The sequence below is a fragment of the Alphaproteobacteria bacterium genome, assembly GCA_005883305.1.
GTDB lineage: Bacteria > Pseudomonadota > Alphaproteobacteria > Sphingomonadales > Sphingomonadaceae > Allosphingosinicella.
The window spans coordinates 1,970,788-1,990,851 of sequence record VBAC01000001.1 but is presented as its reverse complement, the minus strand read 5'-3'; the positions used below and the strand labels follow the sequence as shown (position 1 = coordinate 1,990,851).

27 protein-coding genes are annotated in these 20,064 nt (G+C 67.3%); 25 read left to right on the top strand and 2 right to left on the bottom strand.

What is annotated here, in order from left to right; all coding sequences use genetic code 11:
- The first annotated feature begins 7 nt into the window (after positions 1-7).
- The 19 genes from rplB (at position 8) to E6G92_09855 (ending at position 9,962) form a co-directional block, all read left to right on the top strand.
- Entirely contained in the window at positions 8-844 is an 837-nt protein-coding gene (gene rplB / locus E6G92_09945) for a 50S ribosomal protein L2 (protein TMJ20052.1), read from the top strand.
- Positions 845-846: 2 nt separating this feature from the next.
- A complete protein-coding gene (gene rpsS, locus E6G92_09940; GenBank protein TMJ20051.1) occupies positions 847-1,122 on the top strand; it encodes a 30S ribosomal protein S19 in 276 nt (91 codons plus the stop codon).
- Positions 1,122-1,499, top strand: a complete 378-nt coding sequence (locus tag E6G92_09935; GenBank protein ID TMJ20050.1) for a 50S ribosomal protein L22 — start codon at positions 1,122-1,124, stop codon at positions 1,497-1,499. The genes rpsS and E6G92_09935 overlap by 1 nt, the downstream gene beginning before the upstream one ends.
- Positions 1,500-1,501: 2 nt before the next feature.
- Positions 1,502-2,197 carry a 30S ribosomal protein S3 gene (gene rpsC / locus E6G92_09930; GenBank protein TMJ20049.1) on the top strand — a complete coding sequence of 232 codons (696 nt, stop codon included), beginning with the start codon at positions 1,502-1,504 and terminating at the stop codon, positions 2,195-2,197.
- Positions 2,198-2,219: 22 nt separating this feature from the next.
- Positions 2,220-2,651 carry a 50S ribosomal protein L16 gene (gene rplP / locus E6G92_09925; protein TMJ20048.1) on the top strand — a complete coding sequence of 144 codons (432 nt, stop codon included), beginning with the start codon at positions 2,220-2,222 and terminating at the stop codon, positions 2,649-2,651.
- A gap of 1 nt (position 2,652) precedes the next feature.
- Positions 2,653-2,859 carry a 50S ribosomal protein L29 gene (locus E6G92_09920; protein TMJ20047.1) on the top strand — a complete coding sequence of 69 codons (207 nt, stop codon included), beginning with the start codon at positions 2,653-2,655 and terminating at the stop codon, positions 2,857-2,859.
- An 11-nt stretch (positions 2,860-2,870) separates the two neighbouring features.
- On the top strand, positions 2,871-3,203 hold the full coding sequence (gene rpsQ, locus E6G92_09915; GenBank protein TMJ20046.1) for a 30S ribosomal protein S17: 333 nt from the start codon (positions 2,871-2,873) through the stop codon (positions 3,201-3,203).
- Between the two features lie 63 nt (positions 3,204-3,266).
- Positions 3,267-3,635 (top strand): 50S ribosomal protein L14, encoded by a 369-nt coding sequence (rplN, locus tag E6G92_09910; protein ID TMJ20045.1) that lies wholly within the window; start codon positions 3,267-3,269, stop codon positions 3,633-3,635.
- Positions 3,635-3,955 carry a 50S ribosomal protein L24 gene (locus tag E6G92_09905; protein TMJ20044.1) on the top strand — a complete coding sequence of 107 codons (321 nt, stop codon included), beginning with the start codon at positions 3,635-3,637 and terminating at the stop codon, positions 3,953-3,955. Before rplN ends, E6G92_09905 begins: the two co-directional genes overlap by 1 nt.
- A complete protein-coding gene (gene rplE, locus E6G92_09900) occupies positions 3,948-4,529 on the top strand; it encodes a 50S ribosomal protein L5 (protein ID TMJ20043.1) in 582 nt (193 codons plus the stop codon). The genes E6G92_09905 and rplE overlap by 8 nt, the downstream gene beginning before the upstream one ends.
- Positions 4,530-4,566: 37 nt before the next feature.
- On the top strand, positions 4,567-4,872 hold the full coding sequence (gene rpsN, locus E6G92_09895) for a 30S ribosomal protein S14 (GenBank protein TMJ20042.1): 306 nt from the start codon (positions 4,567-4,569) through the stop codon (positions 4,870-4,872).
- A 10-nt stretch (positions 4,873-4,882) separates the two neighbouring features.
- Positions 4,883-5,278 carry a 30S ribosomal protein S8 gene (gene rpsH / locus E6G92_09890; GenBank protein ID TMJ20041.1) on the top strand — a complete coding sequence of 132 codons (396 nt, stop codon included), beginning with the start codon at positions 4,883-4,885 and terminating at the stop codon, positions 5,276-5,278.
- Between the two features lies 1 nt (position 5,279).
- Positions 5,280-5,813 carry a 50S ribosomal protein L6 gene (locus tag E6G92_09885; GenBank protein ID TMJ20040.1) on the top strand — a complete coding sequence of 178 codons (534 nt, stop codon included), beginning with the start codon at positions 5,280-5,282 and terminating at the stop codon, positions 5,811-5,813.
- Between the two features lie 3 nt (positions 5,814-5,816).
- Positions 5,817-6,170 carry a 50S ribosomal protein L18 gene (locus E6G92_09880; protein TMJ20039.1) on the top strand — a complete coding sequence of 118 codons (354 nt, stop codon included), beginning with the start codon at positions 5,817-5,819 and terminating at the stop codon, positions 6,168-6,170.
- 2 nt (positions 6,171-6,172) lie between these two features.
- The gene (locus E6G92_09875) at positions 6,173-6,931 is read left to right on the top strand and encodes a 30S ribosomal protein S5 (protein TMJ20789.1); all 759 of its coding nucleotides are present in this window, start codon (positions 6,173-6,175) and stop codon (positions 6,929-6,931) included.
- 5 nt (positions 6,932-6,936) lie between these two features.
- Positions 6,937-7,113 (top strand): 50S ribosomal protein L30, encoded by a 177-nt coding sequence (gene rpmD, locus E6G92_09870; GenBank protein TMJ20038.1) that lies wholly within the window; start codon positions 6,937-6,939, stop codon positions 7,111-7,113.
- 156 nt (positions 7,114-7,269) lie between these two features.
- Complete coding sequence (locus tag E6G92_09865; protein TMJ20037.1) at positions 7,270-7,800, top strand: 50S ribosomal protein L15; 531 nt, start codon at positions 7,270-7,272, stop codon at positions 7,798-7,800.
- Positions 7,801-7,929: 129 nt separating this feature from the next.
- A complete protein-coding gene (gene secY, locus E6G92_09860; protein ID TMJ20036.1) occupies positions 7,930-9,300 on the top strand; it encodes a preprotein translocase subunit SecY in 1,371 nt (456 codons plus the stop codon).
- A gap of 11 nt (positions 9,301-9,311) precedes the next feature.
- On the top strand, positions 9,312-9,962 hold the full coding sequence (locus E6G92_09855) for an adenylate kinase (GenBank protein TMJ20035.1): 651 nt from the start codon (positions 9,312-9,314) through the stop codon (positions 9,960-9,962).
- A 204-nt stretch (positions 9,963-10,166) separates the two neighbouring features.
- Here the strand turns inward: E6G92_09855 and E6G92_09850 are convergent, their stop codons facing one another.
- On the bottom strand, positions 10,167-11,873 hold the full coding sequence (locus tag E6G92_09850) for a DEAD/DEAH box helicase (protein TMJ20034.1): 1,707 nt from the start codon (positions 11,871-11,873) through the stop codon (positions 10,167-10,169).
- 46 nt (positions 11,874-11,919) lie between these two features.
- Positions 11,920-13,104 carry an NAD(P)/FAD-dependent oxidoreductase gene (locus tag E6G92_09845; GenBank protein ID TMJ20033.1) on the bottom strand — a complete coding sequence of 395 codons (1,185 nt, stop codon included), beginning with the start codon at positions 13,102-13,104 and terminating at the stop codon, positions 11,920-11,922.
- A 163-nt stretch (positions 13,105-13,267) separates the two neighbouring features.
- Between E6G92_09845 and E6G92_09840 the strand changes: the two genes are divergently transcribed.
- From E6G92_09840 to E6G92_09815, 6 genes are all read left to right on the top strand, one after another.
- Positions 13,268-14,416 (top strand): hypothetical protein, encoded by a 1,149-nt coding sequence (locus E6G92_09840; protein TMJ20032.1) that lies wholly within the window; start codon positions 13,268-13,270, stop codon positions 14,414-14,416.
- A gap of 156 nt (positions 14,417-14,572) precedes the next feature.
- Positions 14,573-15,190, top strand: a complete 618-nt coding sequence (locus tag E6G92_09835) for a hypothetical protein (GenBank protein TMJ20031.1) — start codon at positions 14,573-14,575, stop codon at positions 15,188-15,190.
- A gap of 34 nt (positions 15,191-15,224) precedes the next feature.
- Positions 15,225-15,779, top strand: a complete 555-nt coding sequence (locus E6G92_09830) for a hypothetical protein (protein TMJ20030.1) — start codon at positions 15,225-15,227, stop codon at positions 15,777-15,779.
- A gap of 17 nt (positions 15,780-15,796) precedes the next feature.
- Positions 15,797-16,543, top strand: a complete 747-nt coding sequence (locus E6G92_09825; protein TMJ20029.1) for a molecular chaperone — start codon at positions 15,797-15,799, stop codon at positions 16,541-16,543.
- Positions 16,544-16,649: 106 nt separating this feature from the next.
- Positions 16,650-18,974: a fimbrial biogenesis outer membrane usher protein gene (locus E6G92_09820; protein ID TMJ20028.1), complete on the top strand. Its 2,325-nt coding sequence runs from the start codon at positions 16,650-16,652 to the stop codon at positions 18,972-18,974.
- The gene (locus E6G92_09815; GenBank protein TMJ20027.1) at positions 18,975-19,982 is read left to right on the top strand and encodes a hypothetical protein; all 1,008 of its coding nucleotides are present in this window, start codon (positions 18,975-18,977) and stop codon (positions 19,980-19,982) included.
- Positions 19,983-20,064: the final 82 nt, after the last annotated feature.

The window sequence follows — 20,064 nt, the reverse complement described above, 5'->3', positions numbered from 1 at the left end:
GGGCACGATGGCACTCAAGCAATATAATCCGACGACCTCGTCGCAGCGCGGCCTGATCCTCGTCGACAAATCGGCGCTCTGGAAGGGCAAGCCGGTCAAGGCGCTCGTCGAAGGCAAGCGCAAGACCGGCGGCCGCAACAACAAGGGCCATGTGACGTCGCGCGGAATCGCCGGCGGCCACAAGCAGAAGTACCGCTATGTCGACTTCAAGCGTCGCAAGTGGGACCAGCCGGCCACCGTCGAGCGGCTCGAATATGATCCCAACCGCACCGCGTTCATCGCGCTGGTGAAGTATGAGGACGGCGAGCTCGCCTACATCCTGGCGCCGCAGCGTCTCGCCCAGGGCGACAGTGTCGTCGCGGGCAGGAAGACCGACGTGAAGCCGGGCAACGCGATGGAGCTCGGCCAGATGCCGGTCGGAACGATCGTCCACAACGTGGAGATGAAGCCGGGCAAGGGCGGCCAGATCGCCCGCGCCGCCGGCACCTACGTCCAGGTCGTCGGCCGCGACCGCGGGATGGTGATCGTCCGCCTCAATTCGGGCGAGCAGCGTTACATCCGCAGCGATTGCATGGGGACGGTCGGAGCGGTCTCGAACCCCGACAACCAGAACCAGAATTTCGCCAAGGCCGGCCGCACCCGCTGGATGGGCAAGCGCCCGCTGACCCGCGGAGTCGCCAAGAACCCGGTCGACCACCCGCACGGCGGCGGCGAAGGCCGCACCTCGGGCGGCCGTCACCCGGTCACTCCCTGGGGCAAGCCGACCAAGGGCGCCCGCACCCGTTCGAACAAGGCGACGGACAAGATGATCATCCGCTCGCGTCACGCGAAGAAGAAGAGGTAACAATGGCCCGCTCCGTCTGGAAAGGTCCGTTCGTCGAGTTGTCGCTGCTGAAGAAGGCAGAGACGGCGCAGGAGGCCGGTGGCCGCGCTCCGATCAAGACCTGGTCGCGCCGCTCCACCATCCTCCCGCAGTTCGTCGGGCTCACGTTCAACGTCTACAACGGCCGCAAGTTCGTGCCGGTGTCGGTCAACGAGGACATGGTCGGCATGAAGCTCGGCGAGTTCGCGCCCACGCGCTACTTCCCGGGCCATGCGTCCGACAAGAAGGGCAAGAGGTAATGGGCAAGGCAAAGTCCCCCCGCCGAGTCGCCGAGAACGAGGCGCTGTCGGTCGGCACGCAGATCCGCGGATCGGCGCAGAAGCTGAACCTCGTCGCGAGCCTGATCCGCGGCAAGAAGGCCGGCGAGGCGCTGAACATCCTCAGCTTCTCGCCCAAGGCGATGGCGCGCGACGTCCGCAAGGTCCTCGCAAGCGCGATCGCCAATGCCGAGAACAACCACAATCTCGATGTCGACGCGCTCGTCGTCGCCGAGGCCTCGGTCGGCAAGTCGATCTCGATGAAGCGGTTCACGCCGCGCGCCCGCGGCCGCGCCAGCCGCATCGTCAAGCCGTTCAGCCGCGTGCGCATCGTCGTCCGCGAGCAGCAGGAAGCGTAAACATGGGTCAGAAAACCTCCCCGATCGGCCTCCGGCTGCAGATCAACCGGACCTGGGACAGCCGCTGGTACGCGGACGGCGCCGATTACGGCCGCCTGCTCCTCGAGGACCTGAAGATCCGCAAGTTCATCATGAAGTCGCTGCCGCAGGCGGCGATCTCCAAGGTGGTGATCGAGCGTCCGGCGAAGCTCTGCCGAGTCAGCATCTATGCCGCGCGCCCCGGCGTGATCATCGGCAAGAAGGGCTCGGACATCGAGAAGCTGCGCAAGCAGCTCGGCGCGATGACCTCGTCGGACGTGTCCTTGAACATCGTCGAGATCCGCAAGCCGGAGATCGACGCCCGGCTCGTGGCGCAGGGCATCGCCGACCAGCTCGAGCGCCGTATCGCCTTCCGCCGCGCGATGAAGCGCGCGGTGCAGTCCTCGATGCGCCTCGGCGCCGAGGGCATCCGAGTCGTCTGCGGCGGCCGCCTGGGCGGCGCCGAGATCGCCCGGACCGAGGGCTATCGCGAGGGTCGGGTGCCGCTGCACACGCTGCGCGCCCATATCGATTATGCCGAAGCCACCGCGCAGACCACTTACGGCACCTGCGGCGTGAAGGTGTGGATCTTCAAGGGCGAGATTCTCGGCCACGATCCGATGAGCCAGGACCGGCTGATGATGGAGGCTCAAACCTCCGGCGTCCGCCCGGCCCGCTGAAGCCAGGAACCAGGAAAAGACCATGCTGCAACCGAAGCGCACCAAGTTCCGCAAGGCCCACAAGGGCCGAATTCACGGCGACGCCAAGGGCGGCACGCAGCTGAACTTCGGCGCCTACGGCCTGAAGGCGCTGGAGCCGGAGCGGATCACCGCGCGCCAGATCGAGGCGGCCCGCCGCGCGATCACGCGTCACATCAAGCGCCAGGGGCGCTTGTGGATCCGGATCTTCCCGGACGTGCCGGTCTCGTCGAAGCCCGCCGAGGTCCGCATGGGCTCGGGCAAGGGCTCGCCCGAATTCTGGGTCGCCCGGGTGAAGCCCGGCCGGGTCCTGTTCGAGCTCGACGGCGTTCCCGGCCACATCGCCAAGGTCGCTTTCGAGCGCGCGGCGGAGAAGCTGCCGATCAAGACCAAAGTGATCGCCCGACTGGGCGAATCGCTCCTCGAGGACGCGTAAGATGCCGCAGATTGACGATCTCAAGACCAAGACCGACGACCAGCTCGTCGAGCAGCTTAGCGAGCTGAAGCGCGAGGCTTTCAACCTTCGCTTCCAGGCCGCGACCAACCAGATCGAGAAGCCGTCACGGGTTCGCGAGGTCCGTCGCGGCATCGCCCGGATCAAGACGCTTCAGGGCGAGCGCTCGCGCGCCGCCACGAAGGCTTAAGGAGTTTATCGATGCCCAAGCGCGTCATGACCGGCACCGTGGTGTCCGACAAGACCGACAAGACCGTGGTCGTAAAGGTCGAACGGCGGGTGAAGCACCCGCTCTACGGCAAGATCATCAGGCGGTCGAAGAAGTACCACGCCCACGACGAGGGCAACGAGTTCAGGGAAGGCGAGACCGTCCGGATCGAAGAGACCGCGCCGATCTCCAAGCTGAAGACCTGGACCGTGCTCGGCCGGGTCGACACCCACGCCACGCCGGAAACGGCGGGCGAGGGCAAGAAGCCGGCCAAGGCCAAGAAGGCCAAGGACGAAGCGCCCGAGGCCGAGACGGCCGAAGCGTAAAGCGTTTTAACTGATCGCCGGGCGTTCGCGTCCCGGTTGAAGTGAAGAGAAGGAATTGGATCGATGATCCAGATGCAGTCCAACCTTGAGGTCGCCGACAATAGCGGCGCCAAGCGCGTCCAGTGCATCAAGGTGCTGGGCGGTTCCAAGCGGCGCTTCGCCGGAGTCGGCGACATCATCGTCGTCTCCGTCAAGGAAGCGGCGCCGCGCGGCCGCGTGAAGAAGGGTGACGTCCACAAGGCCGTCATCGTGCGCACCGCCAAGGACATCCACCGTCCCGACGGCTCGACCATCCGCTTCGATTCGAACGCGGCCGTGCTCGTCAACAACAACCAGGAGCCGATCGGCACCCGTATCTTCGGCCCGGTCGTCCGCGAGCTGCGCGCGAAGAAGCATATGAAGATCATCAGCCTCGCGCCGGAGGTGCTGTAATGTCCGCTGCGAAGATCAAGAAGGGCGACAAGGTCGTAATCCTGTCCGGAAAGGACAAGGGCCGTCACGGCGAGGTCACCCAGGTGATGCCGAAGGACGGCAAGGTGCTGGTTTCCGGCATTAACGTCCACGCCCGGCACACCAAGCCGACGCAGGCGCGTCCGCAGGGCGGAATCGTCCGCACCGAGGCGCCGCTGCACGTTTCGAAGGTCGCGCTCGAGGATCCCAAGACGGGCAAGGCGACCCGGGTGCGCTTCGAGGAGCGCGATGGAAAGAAGGTCCGGGTTGCAGTCCGGTCCGGGGAGCTGATCAATGGCTGAAGCCAAATATGTGGCGCGCCTGCGCGCCGACTATGACTCGCGGATCGTCCCCGCGATGATCGAGAAGTTCGGTTACAAGAACCGCATGGAGGTCCCGCGCCTCGACAAGATCGTCATCAACATGGGCGTCGGCGAGGCGACCCAGGACAAGAAGAAGGTCGAGACGGCCGCCCAGGAAATGGAGCTGATCGCGGGCCAGAAGCCGGTGGTCACCAAGGCCAAGAAGTCGATCGCCCAGTTCAAGCTGCGCGAAGGCATGCCGATCGGCGTGAAGGTCACGCTTCGCCGCGAGCGGATGTACGAGTTCCTCGACCGGCTGGTCACGATCGCTCTTCCGCGCGTTCGCGACTTTCGCGGGCTGAACCCGAAGTCGTTCGACGGCCGCGGCAATTACGCGATGGGCCTCAAGGAGCAGCTCGTGTTCCCCGAGATCAACTATGACCGCATCGAGAAGGTGCGCGGAATGGACATCATCGTCACCACCACCGCGAAGACGGACGACGAGGCGCGCGAGCTGCTGCGCCTCTTCAACTTCCCGTTCCCGCAGGACCAGGATCAGAAGCAGGCCGCGTAAGCGCGCCCGCCGAGCAAGAGGAAAGAGAACTTAAGTCATGGCGAAACTGAGTTCCATCAACAAGAACGAGCGTCGCAAGAAGCTGGCGAAGAAATATGCCGGCCAATATGCGAAGCTGAAGGCGATCGCGAACGACGAGTCCAAGGACGAGACGGAGCGCCTGATCGCGCGGCTGAAGATGGCCGAGATTCCGCGCAACGGCAATCCGACGCGCGTCCGCAACCGTTGCGAGCTGACCGGGCGTTCGCGCGCCGTCTATCGCAAGTTCCGTCTCTCGCGCGTGATGCTGCGGGAATTGGGCAACAAGGGCCTGATTCCGGGCCTCACGAAGTCGAGCTGGTAAGGGCTAGAAGATGCCGATGACCGATCCACTGGGTGATATGCTCACCCGTATCCGCAATGGCCAGCAGGCGAGGAAGGACTCCGTCCTCACGCCGGCTTCGAAGCTTCGCGCCCGAGTGCTCGATGTGCTTCAGCGCGAAGGCTATATTCGCGGCTACCGCGAAGAGGCGCTGGGCGACCATGCCGGCCTTCGAATCGAGCTGAAATATTTCGAGGGCCAGCCCGCGATCCAGCACGTTTCGCGCGTTTCGCGCCCCGGCCGCCGGGTCTATTCCGGCGCGCAGGAGCTGCCCCGGGTCCGCAACGGCCTGGGAATCACCATCGTTTCGACGCCGAAGGGCGTTCTGTCGGACGCGGAAGCGCGCACGCAGAATGTCGGCGGCGAAGTGCTCGCGGAGGTGTTCTAGAATGTCTCGCATCGGTAAGAGGCCGGTTCCGCTGCCTTCGGGCGTGTCGGCGACCACCGAAGGCCAGATCCTCTCGGTCAAGGGTCCGAAGGGCACCTTGTCGCTGCAGATGCGCGACGAGATCCGCTACGACATCTCCGAGGACGGAATCAGCGTCCAGCCGGGCAACGATACCAAGCAGGCGCGGGCCTTCTGGGGCATGCAGCGCACCTTGGTCCAGAACCTGGTCACCGGAGTCTCCGAGGGCTTCACCAAGGTCCTCGAGATCACCGGCGTCGGCTATCGCGCCGCGGCTCAAGGGCGGAAGCTGAGCATGAAGCTCGGCTACTCGCACGACGTCGACATCGCGGTGCCCGAGGGCCTGGAGGTGAAGACTCCGGATCCGACCACGGTCGAGATCAGCGGCATCGACCGCCAGAAGGTCGGCCAGCTGGCCGCCGAGATCCGCCGCTGGCGCAAGCCCGAGCCCTACAAGGGCAAGGGCATCAAGTATCGCGGCGAGTATATCTTCCGCAAAGAAGGCAAGAAGAAGTAAGCCATGGCGAGATTCAACCCCTTCATCAAACGCGCCCAGCGCGTTCGCACGGCGATCCGGCGCAATGCCGGCGGCCGCGCCCGCCTGTCGGTCCACCGTTCGGGCCGCCACATCTATGCGCAGGTCATCGACGACAAGAACGGCGCGACCGTCGCTTCGGCTTCGACGCTCGAGAAGGACGCCCGCGCCTCGACCGGCGCGACCGTCGCCTCGGCGCAGGACGTCGGCAAGCGGATCGCCGAGCGCGCCAAGGCCGCGGGAGTCACCAAGGTGGTGTTCGACCGCGGAGGCTTCCTGTTTCATGGCCGCGTCAAGGCGCTGGCCGATGCCGCCCGCGAAGGCGGATTGGAGTTCTGATGATGGCTGACGAAACCAACCAGACCGAGGCTCCGGTCGAGGCCCAGGCCGAAGCGCCGGCTTCCACCGATGTCGCCGGCGCTCCTCCCGAGCAGCGCCGCGAGCGCGGCGCCCGTGGCGGGCGCGGCGGCGGCGGTGGCCGTGACAATCGCGGCGGCGGCAATCGCGGCCGGCGCGACGACAATCGCCGTGGCGGCCGTGGCGGCGACGACGAGGGCGGCGAGGAGCTGATCGAGAAGCTGGTTCACATCAACCGAGTCTCCAAGACGGTGAAGGGCGGCAAGCGCTTCGGCTTCGCGGCCCTGGTCGTGGTCGGCGACGGCAAGGGCCGGGTCGGCTTCGGCCACGGCAAGGCCCGCGAGGTGCCCGAGGCGATCTCCAAGGCGACCGCGGCGGCCAAGAAGGCGATGGTCCGCGTTCCGCTGCGCGACGGCCGCACGCTTCACCATGACGGCCTCGGCCATTTCGGCGCCGGCCGCGTCTACGTCCGCTCGGCTCCGGCCGGCACCGGAATCATCGCCGGCGGCCCGATGCGCGCCGTGTTCGAGAGCCTTGGCGTCGCCGACGTGGTGACCAAGTCGATCGGCACGTCGAACCCCTACAACATGATCCGCGCGACCTTCGAGGCGCTCGGCGAGCAGACCTCGCCGAAGAGCGTCGCCCAGCGCCGCGGCAAGAAGATCGCCGACCTGATGGCCCGCCGCGAAGGCGTCGCCAGCCCGGCCGAGGCTTCGGCCGAGGCGGAAGCGGTCGCGGAGTAAGAGAGATGGCCAAGATCAAGATCACCCAGACCGGATCGCCGATCCGCCGCACGGACGATCAGCGCGCGACGCTGAAAGGCCTCGGGCTCAACAAGATGCACAAGACGGTCGAGCTCGAGGACAGCCCCGAGGTTCGCGGAATGATCCGCGCCGTGCGGCATATGGTGTCGGTGGCGGAGTAGCAATCTCCCTCTCCCCTCTGGGGAGAGGGCCGGGGAGAGGGGGAGTCGGCGGAAACGCGCAGGACTCCCCCTCTCCCTTCGCCGCCATTCGGCGGCTCTTCCCTCTCCCCAAAGGGGCGAGGGTTGGCGCGACAAAAGCGAAAGCGAGTGCACGACATGAAACTGAACGAAATCCGCGACAACAAGGGGGCCCGCAAGAGCCGGGTGCGAGTCGGCCGTGGCATCGGCTCCGGGCTCGGCAAGACCGCCGGCCGCGGCCAGAAGGGCCAGAAGAGCCGCTCCGGCGTCTCGGTCTTCGGCTTCGAGGGCGGACAGATGCCGCTCCACATGCGAATCCCGAAGCGCGGCTTCAACAACATCTTCGCCAAGGACTATGCCGAGGTGAATCTGGGCGCGATCCAGAAGCTGGTCGACTCCAAGAAGCTCGACGCCAAAGGCGTGATCGACCATGCGGCGCTCAAGGCCGCCGGTGTCGCGCGCGGCGGCAAGGACGGCGTTCGCCTGCTCGGCAAGGGCGATTTCTCGTCCAAGCTGAGCTTCAAGGTCGCCGGAGTCTCCAAGGGTGCGAAGGAAGCGATCGAGAAGGCCGGCGGCTCCGTCGAGGTCATCGAGCTCGTCTCCGCCGCCGACAAGGCCAAGGCCAAGAAGAACAGCGTGAAGAAGCGCAAGGACGCGCCGGCGGCCTAGCGTCACTGCGAGCGCAGCGAAGCCATCCAGCGGCGCAACTGGATTGCTTCGTCGCTTCGCTCCTCGCAATGACGGGGGAGCGCCTTATATAGCCCCCCATATCCTATCGGGGTGAGGGAAAAATCGAACATGGCATCCGCAGCCGAACAGATGGCCGCCAACATCAGCCTGGCGAACTTCGCCAAGGCGACCGACCTCAAGAAGAGGCTGTGGTTCACGATCGGCGCGCTGATCGTCTTCCGCCTGCTCTCCTTCGTTCCGCTGCCGGGGATCGATCCGGTTTCGCTGAGCTCGCTGTTCCAGCGCACGCAGGGCGGCGTGCTCGACTTCTTCAACATGTTCTCGGGCGGCAGCCTTCAGCGGATGAGCCTGATCGCTCTCGGCGTGATGCCGTACATCACCGCCTCGATCGTGATGCAGCTGGCGACGACCATGTCGCCGCAGCTCGCCGCGCTCAAGAAAGAGGGCGAGAGCGGCCGCAAGAAGATCAACCAATATACCCGCTACGGCACCGTGCTGCTGTGCGCGATCCAGGGCTATTTCATGGCCGTCGGCCTCGAGGGCTGGGGTGCGAGCGACGGACAATCGGCGGTGCTCGATCCGGGCATGCTGTTTCGGATCACCACCGTGATCAGCCTGGTCGGCGGAACGATGTTCCTGATGTGGCTCGGCGAGCAGATCACCACCCGAGGCATCGGAAACGGCGTGTCGCTGATCATCATGGCCGGGATCGTCGCCCAGCTTCCGCAGGCGCTGGCGCAGATGTTCGAGGGCGGCCGTTCGGGCAGCCTCGATCCGATGGTCATCATGATGATCGTCGTGATGGCGCTCGCCCTCATCCTGTTCATCTGCTTCATGGAGCGCGCGCAGCGGCGGGTGCTGATCCAATATCCCAAGCGGCAGACGGCGCGAGGCCAGATCCAGCAGGAGCGCTCGCACCTGCCGCTGAAGGTCAACACCTCGGGCGTGATCCCGCCGATCTTCGCCTCGTCGCTGCTGCTGATGCCGCTGACCATCGCCCAGTTCGCCGGCAACCGCACCGCGGGCCAGAGCACGTGGGACGATTTCATCATCACCATCACCACCGCGCTCCAGCACGGCGCGCCGCTCTATATGTTCCTCTACGGGGCGGGGATCGTCTTCTTCTGCTTCTTCTACACGGCGGTCGTGTTCAACCCCGAGGAGACGGCGGAGAACCTCAAGAAATATGGCGGCTTCATCCCCGGCATCCGCCCCGGCAAGCGCACCGAGGAATATCTCGATTACGTGCTGACGAGGATCACGGTGGTCGGCGCGGCCTATCTCACGATCATCTGCCTTTTGCCCGAGTTCCTGATCGCCCGCGCCGGCATCCCCTTCTACCTCGGGGGCACCTCGCTGCTGATCGTCGTCAACGTGACGATGGACACGGTGACGCAGATCCAGAGCCACCTGATCGCCCACCAATATGGCGACCTGATCAAGAAGGCGAAGCTCAAGGGCGGAATCGCCCGGCGCTAGGGGGCTAGCACATGAACATCATCCTCCTCGGCCCTCCGGGCGCGGGCAAGGGCACCCAGGCGAGCCGGCTGGTCGAGGCGCGGGGCATGGTCCAGCTTTCGACCGGCGACATGCTTCGCGCGGCGGTCGCCGCCGGAACGGAGATCGGGCTCAAGGCCAAGGCGGTGATGGCCGCTGGCGAGCTGGTCTCGGACGAGATCGTCGACGGCATCCTCTCGGCGCGGCTCGACGAGCCGGACATCGCGCGCGGCTTCATCCTCGACGGCTATCCGCGAACCGCGGTCCAGGCCGCCTCGCTCGACCGGCTGCTGGGCGAAAAGGGGCTTAGGCTCGACCATGTCATCGAGCTCGAGGTCGACGAGGACGCTTTGGTCGACCGCATTTCGGGCCGCTTCTCCTGCGCCGTGTGCAACACGCCCTATCACGACCGCTACAAGCTGCCCAAGGCCGAGGGCGTCTGCGACGTCTGCGGCTCCAGGGAGTTCAAGCGCCGGCCCGACGACAACGAAGCCGCGGTCCGCACGCGCATGGCCGAATATCGCGCCAAGACCCAGCCGATCCTGCCCCATTACGAGGCGCAGGGCATCGTCCGGCGGGTCGACGGCATGGCCGAGGTCGAGGCCGTGAGCGCGGCGATCTGCGCCATTCTCGACGGCGGCTGACCCGGCCGGCTTTGGGCATCATCGCCTTAAGCTGAGCCGCTCATCCTGAGGAGGGACCGAGCTTGTCGAGGGCCCGTCTCGAAGGACCGTCCTTCGAGACGCCGTTTCGACGAGCTCGCAAGTTTACCCTGAGCGCCTGCCTTGGCAGGCAGTCGAAGGGGCTCCTCAGGATGAGCGGAGCGGGCAGTCAAAGCCGATCAGGCCTCAGCGGCCGCGGTGGGGCTTCGCGGCCTTGCGGTAGGGCTTGGCCTGGTGCCGGACCGGCGGCGGGCCGCCGCGCCGGTTCTCCCGCTCCGCGTCGCGCGGCTTTCCCTGCACCGCCTCGATGGTGATTCCGCCTTCGCCGTCGGAATCGCCGCCGGCGGTGCGCTTCAGCGCCGCGGCGAACTTGGCGGCGGTGGCGCGCGGCACCTCGAACATCGTCTCGCCCGCGGCGATTCGGATCGCGCCGATCTCGTTCTTGGTGATGTGGCCGCGGCGGCAGAGCAGAGGCAGGATCCAGCGCGGATCGGCATTGTGCCGCCGGCCGATGTCCATCCGGAACCAGATTGTATCCTCGAAGCCGGGGCGCGGCCCTTCCGGACGGCCCTGCGGGGCCGAGCCGGCGTCGGCCAGCTCCTCGGCGGCAGGCATGCGCGCGCGGTGGACCCGGACCAAGGCGGCGGCGATCTCCGCGGGCGTCTTGCGCTCGAGCAGGCGGGCGGCGAGCGCGCGATCCTCCTCCTCGATCTCGATGGGCTCGAGCAAGGCCGCGAGAAGCCGCTCATGGTCGTTTCGACGGATGTCCTCGGGGCTGGGCGGCTTGATCCACTCGGCCTCGATGCGCGCGCCGCGAAGCACCGATTCCACCCGCTTGCGGCGCGGATAGGGGACGACCAGCACCGCGATTCCCTTCTTGCCGGCGCGCCCCGTTCGCCCGGAGCGGTGCTGCAAAGTCTCGGCGTCGCGCGGAAGCTCGACATGGACCACCAAAGAGAGGTTGGGCAGGTCGATGCCGCGCGCGGCGACGTCGGTCGCGACCAGCACCCGGGCGCGGCCGTCGCGCAGGGCCTGAAGCGCCTGGTTGCGCTCGTTCTGGCTGTGCTCGCCGGACAAGGCGACGGCGTTGAAGCCGCGCTCGGTGAGGCTCGAATGGAGCCGCCGCACATTGTCGCGGGTGGCGCAGAAGAGGAGCGCCGATTCCGCCTCGTGCAGTCGAAGCAGGTTGACGACGGCATGCTCGATCTCGGCCGGGGCAACGGTCATCGCCTGATAGGCGATATCGCCATGGCCGCGCTCCTCGCCGACGGTCGAGATGCGCAGGGCGTCGCGCTGGTAGCGCCTGGCGAGCGCGACGATCGGCTTGGGCATGGTGGCCGAGAAAAGCAGCGTGCGCCGCTCGGACGGGGTGGCGTCGAGAATCTCCTCGAGATCCTCGCGGAAGCCCATGTCGAGCATCTCGTCGGCCTCGTCGAGCACGGCGACCTTGAGCTGGGAGAGGTCGAGCGCCCCGCGTTCGAGATGGTCGCGAAGCCGCCCCGGCGTTCCGACCACGATCTGGGCGCCATGCGAGAGGTTGCGCCGCTCCTTCGAGGGATCCATGCCGCCGACGCAGGTCGCGATCCGCGCGCCCGCCTTGCCGTAGAGCCAGATCAGCTCGCGGCTGACCTGAAGCGCAAGCTCGCGGGTCGGCGCGATCACCAGCGCCTGCGGCTTGAGGGAATAGGGCAGGGCACCGTTCGAATCGAGCAGCTGCGGGGCCATGGCCAGGCCGAAGGCCACCGTCTTGCCCGAGCCGGTCTGGGCGGAGACGACGAGGTCGCGCCCTTCGGCGTCGGCTTCGAGGACGGCGGCCTGAACCGGTGTCGGCTTTTCATAGCCGCGCGCGGCGAGCGCTTCGCCGAGAAGCGGCGGAAGGGTTTCGAATGTCATATCAAATCCAGATGGGGCGCGCGATCCGCCCGGCAAGAGCGTGGGGCTAAAGAACCTGCGCAGCGGCCCAGCCACTAGCCCATGCCCACTGAAAATTATAGCCCCCAAGCCAGCCGGTGACGTCGACCGCCTCGCCGATCGCGTAGAGGCCGGGGACCTTGCGGGCCTCCATTGTCCGCGAGGACAGGCCGTCGGTGGCGATTCCGCCCGCCGTCACCTCGGCCTTGGCGAAGCCTTCGCTGCCGCTCGGCCGGAAGCGCCAGTCGGCGAGCCGCGCCGCCGCCGCGCGGAGCTTCGCGTCGGGCAGGTTGGCGAGCTCGCCCCACAGGCCGATCTTCTTCGCCAGCGCCTCGGCCAGCCGGTCGGGCAGCAATTCGCCAAGCAAGGTGTGGAAATGCGTCTTCGGCCGCGCCCGCTTGGCGGCGAGCGCCCAATCCGCGGCCTGATCGGGCAGGAAGTCGATCCCGATCTCCTCGCCGGGGCGCCAGTAGGACGAGATTTGCAGGATCGCCGGGCCCGAAAGGCCGCGATGGGTGAACAGGGCCGCCTCGCGGAACGCCGCCTTGCCGGCCCGCGCGATCACCTCGGCCGAGACGCCGGAAAGCTCGCGGAACAGCAATTCCTCGCCGCTCAGCGTCAGCGGCACGAGAGCGGGCCTCGGCTCCACCACCTTCAGCCCGAACTGCCGCGCCAGATCGTAGGCGAAGCCGGTCGCGCCCATCTTGGGGATCGAAGGGCCGCCGGTGGCGATGACCAGTGCCGGAGCGGCGGCGGTCTCGTCGCCGTAGCGGACTGTAAACCGCCCGTCCGCATGGCTCACGCCGGCGATCGCCTTGCCGAGCGAGAGGCGCACCTGCCCCTTGGCGCATTCGGCCATCAGCAGGCCGACGATCTCGCGCGCCGAACCGTCGCAGAACAATTGGCCGAGCGTCTTTTCGTGCCAGGCGATCTTGTAGCGTTCGACCAGGCCGAGGAAATCCTCCGGCCGGTAGCGGCCGAGCGCCGACTTGGCGAAATGCGGGTTGTCCGAAAGGAAGCGGTCGGGCGCGCTGTGGAGGTTGGTGAAGTTGCAGCGCCCGCCACCCGAAATCAGGATTTTCTTCCCCGGCCGGTCGGAATGGTCGATGACCAGCACGCGCCGTCCGCGCTGCCCCGCCACGGCGGCGCACATCAGCCCAGCGCCGCCCGCGCCGAGGATTATCGTATCGAAGCTGCGGTCCTTGCTTATCATCGCGGCCCCATGCCACGCTGGCCCCGGCAGAGGGAGCGTTGATTTGGCAAGCGCAGCGAACACTGGTGGCGAGCCCAGCGTAATCCTGTTGTGCCGGTTGGCAAGGCGGGCATGGATCGCCGGCAGCTTGTTGGCCCTGCCAGCAATAGTGGCATCTGCGCCGGTGGTAGCCCAAGGCGACGGGTCGCCGCACGGCGCGGGACCGATCCGGATCGAGCTCGATCGAGGCGCCTGCTTCGGCTCGTGCCCGGACTATCGATTGATCATCGAGAGTTCTGGCCTGGTCACTTACGAGGGCAGGGGCAGCGTTCTCGTTCCAGGCAGGCTGCAATGGCGGGTCGATCCTGAGCAGGTGAGCGCGCTCGCCCGCCGGTTCGAGGCCGCCGGCTTCTTCCAACTTCGCGATTCCTACCAAGGCACGTCCTCTGACGGACCGACCCAGACAATCACCTTGACCATGCCGGGCCGATCGAGGCGCGTCGTCGACTATCGTGGAGAAGAAGACGGTATGCCAGCCGCGGTGACCGAGCTCGAGCGGCTGATCGACGAGATCGGGCAATCCCGGCGGGGGACCGAGGGCGATGCGGGGACGGTCGGAGCGATGCGTGCCGCGGGCTGGAACTTCCGGTCACCGGAGGCGGCCGCCGCGATGGTCGTCGCGGCCGCCACGGGCAAGCTGGAGATCGTCAGGGAGTTGCATGCGGCCGGAGTCCCGGCCACGGCCCGCGTCCGCGAATTGACCGCCGTCGAGGCGGCGGCGCGCGGCGGCCGTTCGGACATCTTCCAGTTCCTGGTTTCATCCGGGGCATTGGCGGAGAGTGGAGCAGACCTGCACAGGCGGATCGCGGATGCCGCCGCCGCCGCCGGCAACGTGGATATTCTGCGGGACTTGTTGCCGTTCCGCTTCGACCCGCATGCCGGACGGCGTCCGCTGCTCAGCGAAGCGATGGGGACGGATTGCGAACACCTTTCCCAGTGCGATCGCACAGCCGTGATCCGCCTGCTTCTCGCCAGCGGCGTCGATCCCAATCACCGCGGCAGGTTCGGCTCTACCGCGCTCCACCTTGCGCAGACGGTCGAGGACGCGCGCCTGCTGGTCGCGGCGGGTGCCGACGTCAATGCGCGCAACGACGAAGACGAGACTCCCGCGATGGTGATGTACCAGGATTGGGAGGATATCGTCCTCTACCTGCTGGAGGCGGGCACCGATCCGCGCATCCGCTCGGTTCACGGCGAGACTCTCGCCGACAAGGCGCGCAATAACGGATGGCGCCGGGTCTCGGCCCGGCTCTCCGCGCGCTCACCGTCCTGATTGGCCTCCTCTTCCTGCCCGAGACGTTCCGGCGGCCGATCGAGGATTGAGCCTTCATCCCCCAACTAAATGCGTCAACCAAGGGTTTCACCTGATGGGAGGGCCGGCACGGCGGGGTAACCTGATTCTAGCAATTCGCACTCTATGGCGGGGGCCATGCGCCGCGGCTTATGCAAGATATCGATCACATCCCTGCTCGGCGCGCTGCTTGCCGCATCGCCCTCGGCGCTGCGCGCGCAGACCTCGGGGACGGCGGTCTACGGGGCATCGCCGCGCGAGGTTTCGTTAAGCATCAACGTCACGGCCAGCGTCAGCGCCGCCTGCTCCTTCTCGAGCGGGGCGGTGCCCGGCGGGACCTATTCGGTCGGCAATGTCGAGGGCGCCTATTCGCTCGACGTCGCCTTCTCGCTTCGCTGCAACTCGCCGAGCCGGGTCGGGATCGTCTCGGACAATGGCGGAATGAAGGCCAACGTGCCGACGGTGCCGAACGGCTATTCGCAGCTCGCCCCCTATCAGATCACGCTCAGCCTCGCGGGCAACGCGACCAGCGCGTCGGCGACCTGCCAGTCGGCGACTCTCACCGCCGGGACCGGCGGCTGCGTGTTCCGCGGTCCGGCGACGGCGACGGCGGGCCTGCGCCTCCCCGGCGCCTCGGACAACGCGCCGGGATCGTTCATCCGCATCAGCAGCCAGGGCTATACCGATCCGGCGATCCTGATCGCCTCCAATTCCTACGCAGACCGACTGACGGTCACCATCAGCCCCGCCACCTAGGGTTCATTCGGGCCCTCCGGCGAAAGGAGGTCCCATGAAATATCTGGCGACGGCGGCGGCCTTGCTGGCCCTGCCGCAAATGGCGTTCGCCCAGCAGGTGACGGGCACGATCAACCTCACCGGCTCCGTCGCCGGACGCTGCAGCGTTCTCGGCGGCGGCCAGGCGTTCAGCGAGACGATCAACCTCGGCGAGCTTTCCGGCAATGACGGGCGGCTTCGCACCGATCTCACCGACGCTTCGCCGGACGCCGTCCGAAGCTTCAGCCTGGTCTGCACCAGCGCGACTCCGAGGGTCAGGCTCTCCGCCACCCGCCTGTCGACCGGCACGACGGCGCCGGCCGGATACGCCAACAATATCGATTTCACGGCCCAAGTGGCGGTTCTGCAAGCCTCGGGATCGCCGCCCTCGATTACCTACACGACCGCCAGCTCATTGCCCGCGCCGACCGACGTGCAGCTGACGGCGCCGCTGGCCAACGCCGCCGACAACGTCACGCTGCGGGTCTACAGCTTCGGCACCCCGGCCGGGGCGCTGCTCGTCGCCGGCGCCTATACGAGCGTGATCCTGATCACGATCTCGCCGTCATGATTGGGAAGGAGAGGGGCATGCGCACCATCTTGAAGACGATGCTTGCGATCACCGCGGCGAGCGCCATCGCGATCTCGTCCGCTCCGGCGACCACCGTCCAGCCGATCGTGATCGACCTCAACGCCGTGGGGCAGGGCACCAGCCGCACGATCACCGTGGAAAACACCAACGCGGCGCGGCTTCCGGTCGAGATCCGCGTCGAATCGCTGACCTTCGGCGACGACGGCGTGTCGGTCGAAGGCCCGTCCAGCGATCTTCGGGTCTTTCCAGCCCAGGCGGTGATCGAGCCCGGGCGAACCCAGACCTTCCGCGTGCAATGGGCTGGCGGCGCGATCGACAGGGGCAGATCCTATTACGTCACCGTCGCCCAGGCCCCGGTGACGCTCCCGGCCGGGCAGTCGGCGATCCAGGTGCTCTACAATTTCCAGGTGCTGGTCAGCGTCTCGCCGCCGCGGGCGCAGGCGAATCTGCGGGTGGAATCGGCCTCGATCGGACAGGGAACCGACGGCAATCCGGCGCCGGTCGTGGTGGTCCACAACGATTCGGCCACCCACGCTTATGTTTCGCGCGGCACGTTGAGCCTGGTCGAGCGCGACTCGTCGGGGCGGGCGGTCTTCGAGCGCACCCTCTCGCCGTCGGAAATCCAGCAAACCATCGGCTACGGCCTCGTCGGGCCGGGCCAGCGGCGCAGCCTGATCCTGCCGATCAGCCTGCCTTCGGGATCCGGGTCTCTTGAGGCGCGGTTCCTTCCGGCGACGCGCTAGCGGCTGCGCCATAGGAGCGCTCGCCGCGATCGTCGCCGCTCCCGCCGGCGGCCAGACGCCCGCGCCGGCGAGCGCTCTTGGGGAAAGCCGCGCCGAAGTTGGCATCGTGACCCTGCCGATGACCGACAACGGCCGGCTGATCGGCGAGGTCGACGCCCATAGCTCCCCCTCGGGCGAGCTCAGCCTTCCGTCCGCGCGGCTGATCGAGCTGGTGGGATCGCGCCTCAGCGAGGAGGCGCGCGAGCGGCTCCAGGCGCAGCTCGCCGGGCGCGTCTCGATCGACCTGGCGACCGCCGCCGCGCTCGAGACCCCGATCGCCTACGATTCCGAGCGCCTCGAGCTCAAGCTGACCATTCCGGTGGCGCTTCGCGGCCAGCGCGGAGTGTCGCTGGTCGACAACGATTTCCAGCATCGCGGCCCGGCCGAGACTCCGGCCGGCTTCAGCGCCTTCCTCACCGCCAACGGATCGATCGACTATGTCCACCAGAGCCAGAGCGACGAGACCGGCTTCGGCAACGCCTCGATCGTCCTGACCGGCGCGGTCCGCGCGGGGGGCATCGTCGCGGAGACGCTCGCTCTGTGGCGGCCCGATCAGGCGGGGCCGGACTTCCAGCGCCAGGCCTCCCGCCTCGTCTATGACGACGTGAGCTCGCCGCTCAGGATCATCGCCGGCGACCTGCTCGTCGTGCCGACCTTGTTCCAGAACGCGCCCGACGCCGCCGGCATCGCGATCGTCCGCTCCTACCAATTGCTCCAGCCGATGCGGATCGTTCGCCCGAGCGGGGGGCAGAGCTTCCAGCTCAACACGGCCTCTTCGGTCGACATCCTCGTCAACGGCCGAAGCGCTCGCCGAATCCGGCTTGAGCCCGGCAATTACAACGTGCGCGACTTTCCCTTCGCCCAGGGAGGCAACAATATCCGGGTCCTCGTCGATCAGGGCGCCGGGCCGCGCGAGGTGCTCCGCTACAGCGTCTTCTACGACACCCAGCAGCTCCAGCGCGGGCTGGACGAGTTCGCTTTCTACGCCGGGGTGCGCTCCGAGCTCGGGCCGAGCGGCCCCGAATATTCCGACGACTGGCTGGTCTCGGGCTTCTACCGGCGCGGCTTCAGCGATTCGCTGACCGCCGGAGGCCATTTCCAGGCCGATGCGGACAGCCAGATGGGCGGCCTCAACGGCCTGCTCAGCACCCAGCTCGGCCTGTTCGCCGGGGATTTCGCGCTCTCGAACGCCGACGGCTTCGGCATGGGCTGGGCGGGCTCGCTGACCTTCGAGCGGACCTTTTCCGGCGCCGGCACGATCGACCTGAGGTTCGAGACCCGCTCGCGCGATTTCGCGCCGCTGGGTTCGGTGCCTCCGGCCAACCCGTTCGCATGGGAGGCGAGCGGGGCCATCTCGCACACCTTCAGCGAACGCTTCTACGCCGGGGCGGACGTCTCCTACAGCAAGGGGCGCGGCATCCTTCCCGACCGCTCCTATTACCGCGCCAATGCCGGCTTCCAGATCAGCCGGCGGCTCGAGTTCGAACTCAACGGGACCTACGAGGACTCGCCCGAATATAGCGGCTTCTCGGTCTTCGCGACGCTCACCTTCCGCGCCAGCGAGCGGTCCACGGCGCGGGCCGAATATGACAGCCGCTACCAGCGCGGCCGGCTCGCTTATTCGATGTTCCACGGGCAGGACGTCGGCCAGTGGGACCTGTCGGTCGACGCCAATCACGGCGCGTCGGGCGGCGATTTCAACGTCGTCGGCAATTACACCAGCGAGCGCGCGCTGTTCGGACTCACCCATTTCACCACCTGGGACGAAGGCTTCAGCCAGATCGCCGACCAGCGGACCTCCGCCCGGGCGGCGGCCTCGATCGTCTTCGCCGACGGCCGGCTCGCCCTGGCGCGGCCGATCCTCAACGGCTTCGCGATCATCGAGCCGCACGGCAGCGCCCGGGGCGGCAGGCTGGTGGTCAACCCGATCGGCAACGGCCATCTCGCCGCATCCGGCTGGCTCGGGCCGGCGGTCGTTCCCGACCTCAGCGCCTATTCGGAGCGCGAGGTGTTCGTCGAGCCGGAGGGCATGCCCGCCGGTTACGACATCGGCGCCGGCGCCTATCGCTTCGAGGCGCCTTATCGCGGGGCCTACCGGATCGTCGTCGGCTCCGATTACTGGATGACGGCCTCGGGCCGGCTGCTGCGCGCCGACGGGAGCCCGCTCACCTACGCGGCAGGGGAGGCGTACGAAGTCGGTGGCCCGGAGGATCGCGCGCCGGCGACCTTCTTCACCTCGTCGGACGGGCATTACGACATATCCGGCGTCAAGCCCGGGCGCTGGCGGCTGACCATGACCACCGATCCGCCGACCTTGTACGAGATCAATGTTGGAGAAGCGGCGGACGGCCTCGTTTCCGTCGGCGATGCTTCGCCCGTGGAAGGACCTTGAATGGGTAAGCTCCTACCCCGCCTTGCCGCTTTTGCCCTCCTCGTCTGCTGGTCGGCGACCGTCATGGCCCAGCCGCCAAGGCGACGGATCGGCGACGTGTGCAGCGTCGGCTTCGATCCGGTGTGGATCAGCCAGTCCTACGATCCCATGTCGCCCAACGATTATGTCGTCTCCTTCACCGCCACCGCCCGCCGCGGCGGCCAGAGCTTCGGGACGAACTACAGCGCGCTGTTGCTGAGGGCGGCCAATTACCGGCTGTTCACCCAGGTGTTCCTGATCAGGGACGACGGCAGCGGCAGCGGCGGGAACGTCGTCTACGAGCGGCCGGGGCCGAGTCTCGAGCCCGGCCTAGACGATGCCGGCGAGATCGACCTCACCTTCGCCGCCTCGGGCGGAGCGAGCTCCCGGACGTTCGACATGCAGTTGCGCATTCCGGCCGGCACCGCCATCGAGCCCGGGACCTTCGAGCATGTGTTCGACGTGCGGTACCTGTGCGACTATCTGGACGGGCGGTCGGATCGCGGCACGGTCAACCGCGGCTTCTCGATCTATCTGAGCGTCAACGGCTCGGTCCAGGCGAGCCTCGTCGGCACCGAGCCCGATTTCGGCGAGATCGGCATGCTCAGCGACACCGACGTCGCCGCCGCCGGGCCTTCGGTCAACCTTCGGCGCCACTATCTGCGGGTCGCCGGCACCGGCCCCTACGAGGTCGGAGTCTCCTCCCAGAACGGCTGGCGGATGACGGCGACCGGCGCCCCGACCGGCAACGCCGCCGAGCGGATCGCCTATCGCTACGAGCTGCTCGGCCAGCAGGTCGACAGCAGCCGGCCCAATTTCACGCCCGTGCGCTGCCAGGCCAGCGGCCTCGCCGGCGAGAATATCGCGATGACCGCCATCCTGACCCAGGGCGGGCTCGGCAAGGTCCCGTCGCCCGTCTACCGCGACATCATCACCATCACCATCGCCCCGCTGGCGACCTGGGTGACGGATACGCAGCGGTGTACTTAGGGCGATTGGCGATAGCTTGAATCTCTCCCCCGCTCATCCTGAGGAGCCGTTGAGCTTGTCGAAACGGCGTCTCGAAGGACGG

Excerpts from the sequence above, each read along its gene's own strand:
- rplB (TMJ20052.1), top strand. The coding sequence starts at position 8 with ATGGCACTCAAGCAATATAATCCGACGACCTCGTCGCAGCGCGGCCTG.
- rpsS (TMJ20051.1), top strand. The coding sequence starts at position 847 with ATGGCCCGCTCCGTCTGGAAAGGTCCGTTCGTCGAGTTGTCGCTGCTG.
- E6G92_09935 (TMJ20050.1), top strand. The coding sequence starts at position 1,122 with ATGGGCAAGGCAAAGTCCCCCCGCCGAGTCGCCGAGAACGAGGCGCTG.
- rpsC (TMJ20049.1), top strand. The coding sequence starts at position 1,502 with ATGGGTCAGAAAACCTCCCCGATCGGCCTCCGGCTGCAGATCAACCGG.
- rplP (TMJ20048.1), top strand. The coding sequence starts at position 2,220 with ATGCTGCAACCGAAGCGCACCAAGTTCCGCAAGGCCCACAAGGGCCGA.
- E6G92_09920 (TMJ20047.1), top strand. The coding sequence starts at position 2,653 with ATGCCGCAGATTGACGATCTCAAGACCAAGACCGACGACCAGCTCGTC.
- rpsQ (TMJ20046.1), top strand. The coding sequence starts at position 2,871 with ATGCCCAAGCGCGTCATGACCGGCACCGTGGTGTCCGACAAGACCGAC.
- rplN (TMJ20045.1), top strand. The coding sequence starts at position 3,267 with ATGATCCAGATGCAGTCCAACCTTGAGGTCGCCGACAATAGCGGCGCC.
- E6G92_09905 (TMJ20044.1), top strand. The coding sequence starts at position 3,635 with ATGTCCGCTGCGAAGATCAAGAAGGGCGACAAGGTCGTAATCCTGTCC.
- rplE (TMJ20043.1), top strand. The coding sequence starts at position 3,948 with ATGGCTGAAGCCAAATATGTGGCGCGCCTGCGCGCCGACTATGACTCG.
- rpsN (TMJ20042.1), top strand. The coding sequence starts at position 4,567 with ATGGCGAAACTGAGTTCCATCAACAAGAACGAGCGTCGCAAGAAGCTG.
- rpsH (TMJ20041.1), top strand. The coding sequence starts at position 4,883 with ATGCCGATGACCGATCCACTGGGTGATATGCTCACCCGTATCCGCAAT.
- E6G92_09885 (TMJ20040.1), top strand. The coding sequence starts at position 5,280 with ATGTCTCGCATCGGTAAGAGGCCGGTTCCGCTGCCTTCGGGCGTGTCG.
- E6G92_09880 (TMJ20039.1), top strand. The coding sequence starts at position 5,817 with ATGGCGAGATTCAACCCCTTCATCAAACGCGCCCAGCGCGTTCGCACG.
- E6G92_09875 (TMJ20789.1), top strand. The coding sequence starts at position 6,173 with ATGGCTGACGAAACCAACCAGACCGAGGCTCCGGTCGAGGCCCAGGCC.
- rpmD (TMJ20038.1), top strand. The coding sequence starts at position 6,937 with ATGGCCAAGATCAAGATCACCCAGACCGGATCGCCGATCCGCCGCACG.
- E6G92_09865 (TMJ20037.1), top strand. The coding sequence starts at position 7,270 with ATGAAACTGAACGAAATCCGCGACAACAAGGGGGCCCGCAAGAGCCGG.
- secY (TMJ20036.1), top strand. The coding sequence starts at position 7,930 with ATGGCATCCGCAGCCGAACAGATGGCCGCCAACATCAGCCTGGCGAAC.
- E6G92_09855 (TMJ20035.1), top strand. The coding sequence starts at position 9,312 with ATGAACATCATCCTCCTCGGCCCTCCGGGCGCGGGCAAGGGCACCCAG.
- E6G92_09850 (TMJ20034.1), bottom strand. The coding sequence starts at position 11,873 with ATGACATTCGAAACCCTTCCGCCGCTTCTCGGCGAAGCGCTCGCCGCG.
- E6G92_09845 (TMJ20033.1), bottom strand. The coding sequence starts at position 13,104 with ATGATAAGCAAGGACCGCAGCTTCGATACGATAATCCTCGGCGCGGGC.
- E6G92_09835 (TMJ20031.1), top strand. The coding sequence starts at position 14,573 with ATGCGCCGCGGCTTATGCAAGATATCGATCACATCCCTGCTCGGCGCG.
- E6G92_09830 (TMJ20030.1), top strand. The coding sequence starts at position 15,225 with ATGAAATATCTGGCGACGGCGGCGGCCTTGCTGGCCCTGCCGCAAATG.
- E6G92_09825 (TMJ20029.1), top strand. The coding sequence starts at position 15,797 with ATGCGCACCATCTTGAAGACGATGCTTGCGATCACCGCGGCGAGCGCC.
- E6G92_09815 (TMJ20027.1), top strand. The coding sequence starts at position 18,975 with ATGGGTAAGCTCCTACCCCGCCTTGCCGCTTTTGCCCTCCTCGTCTGC.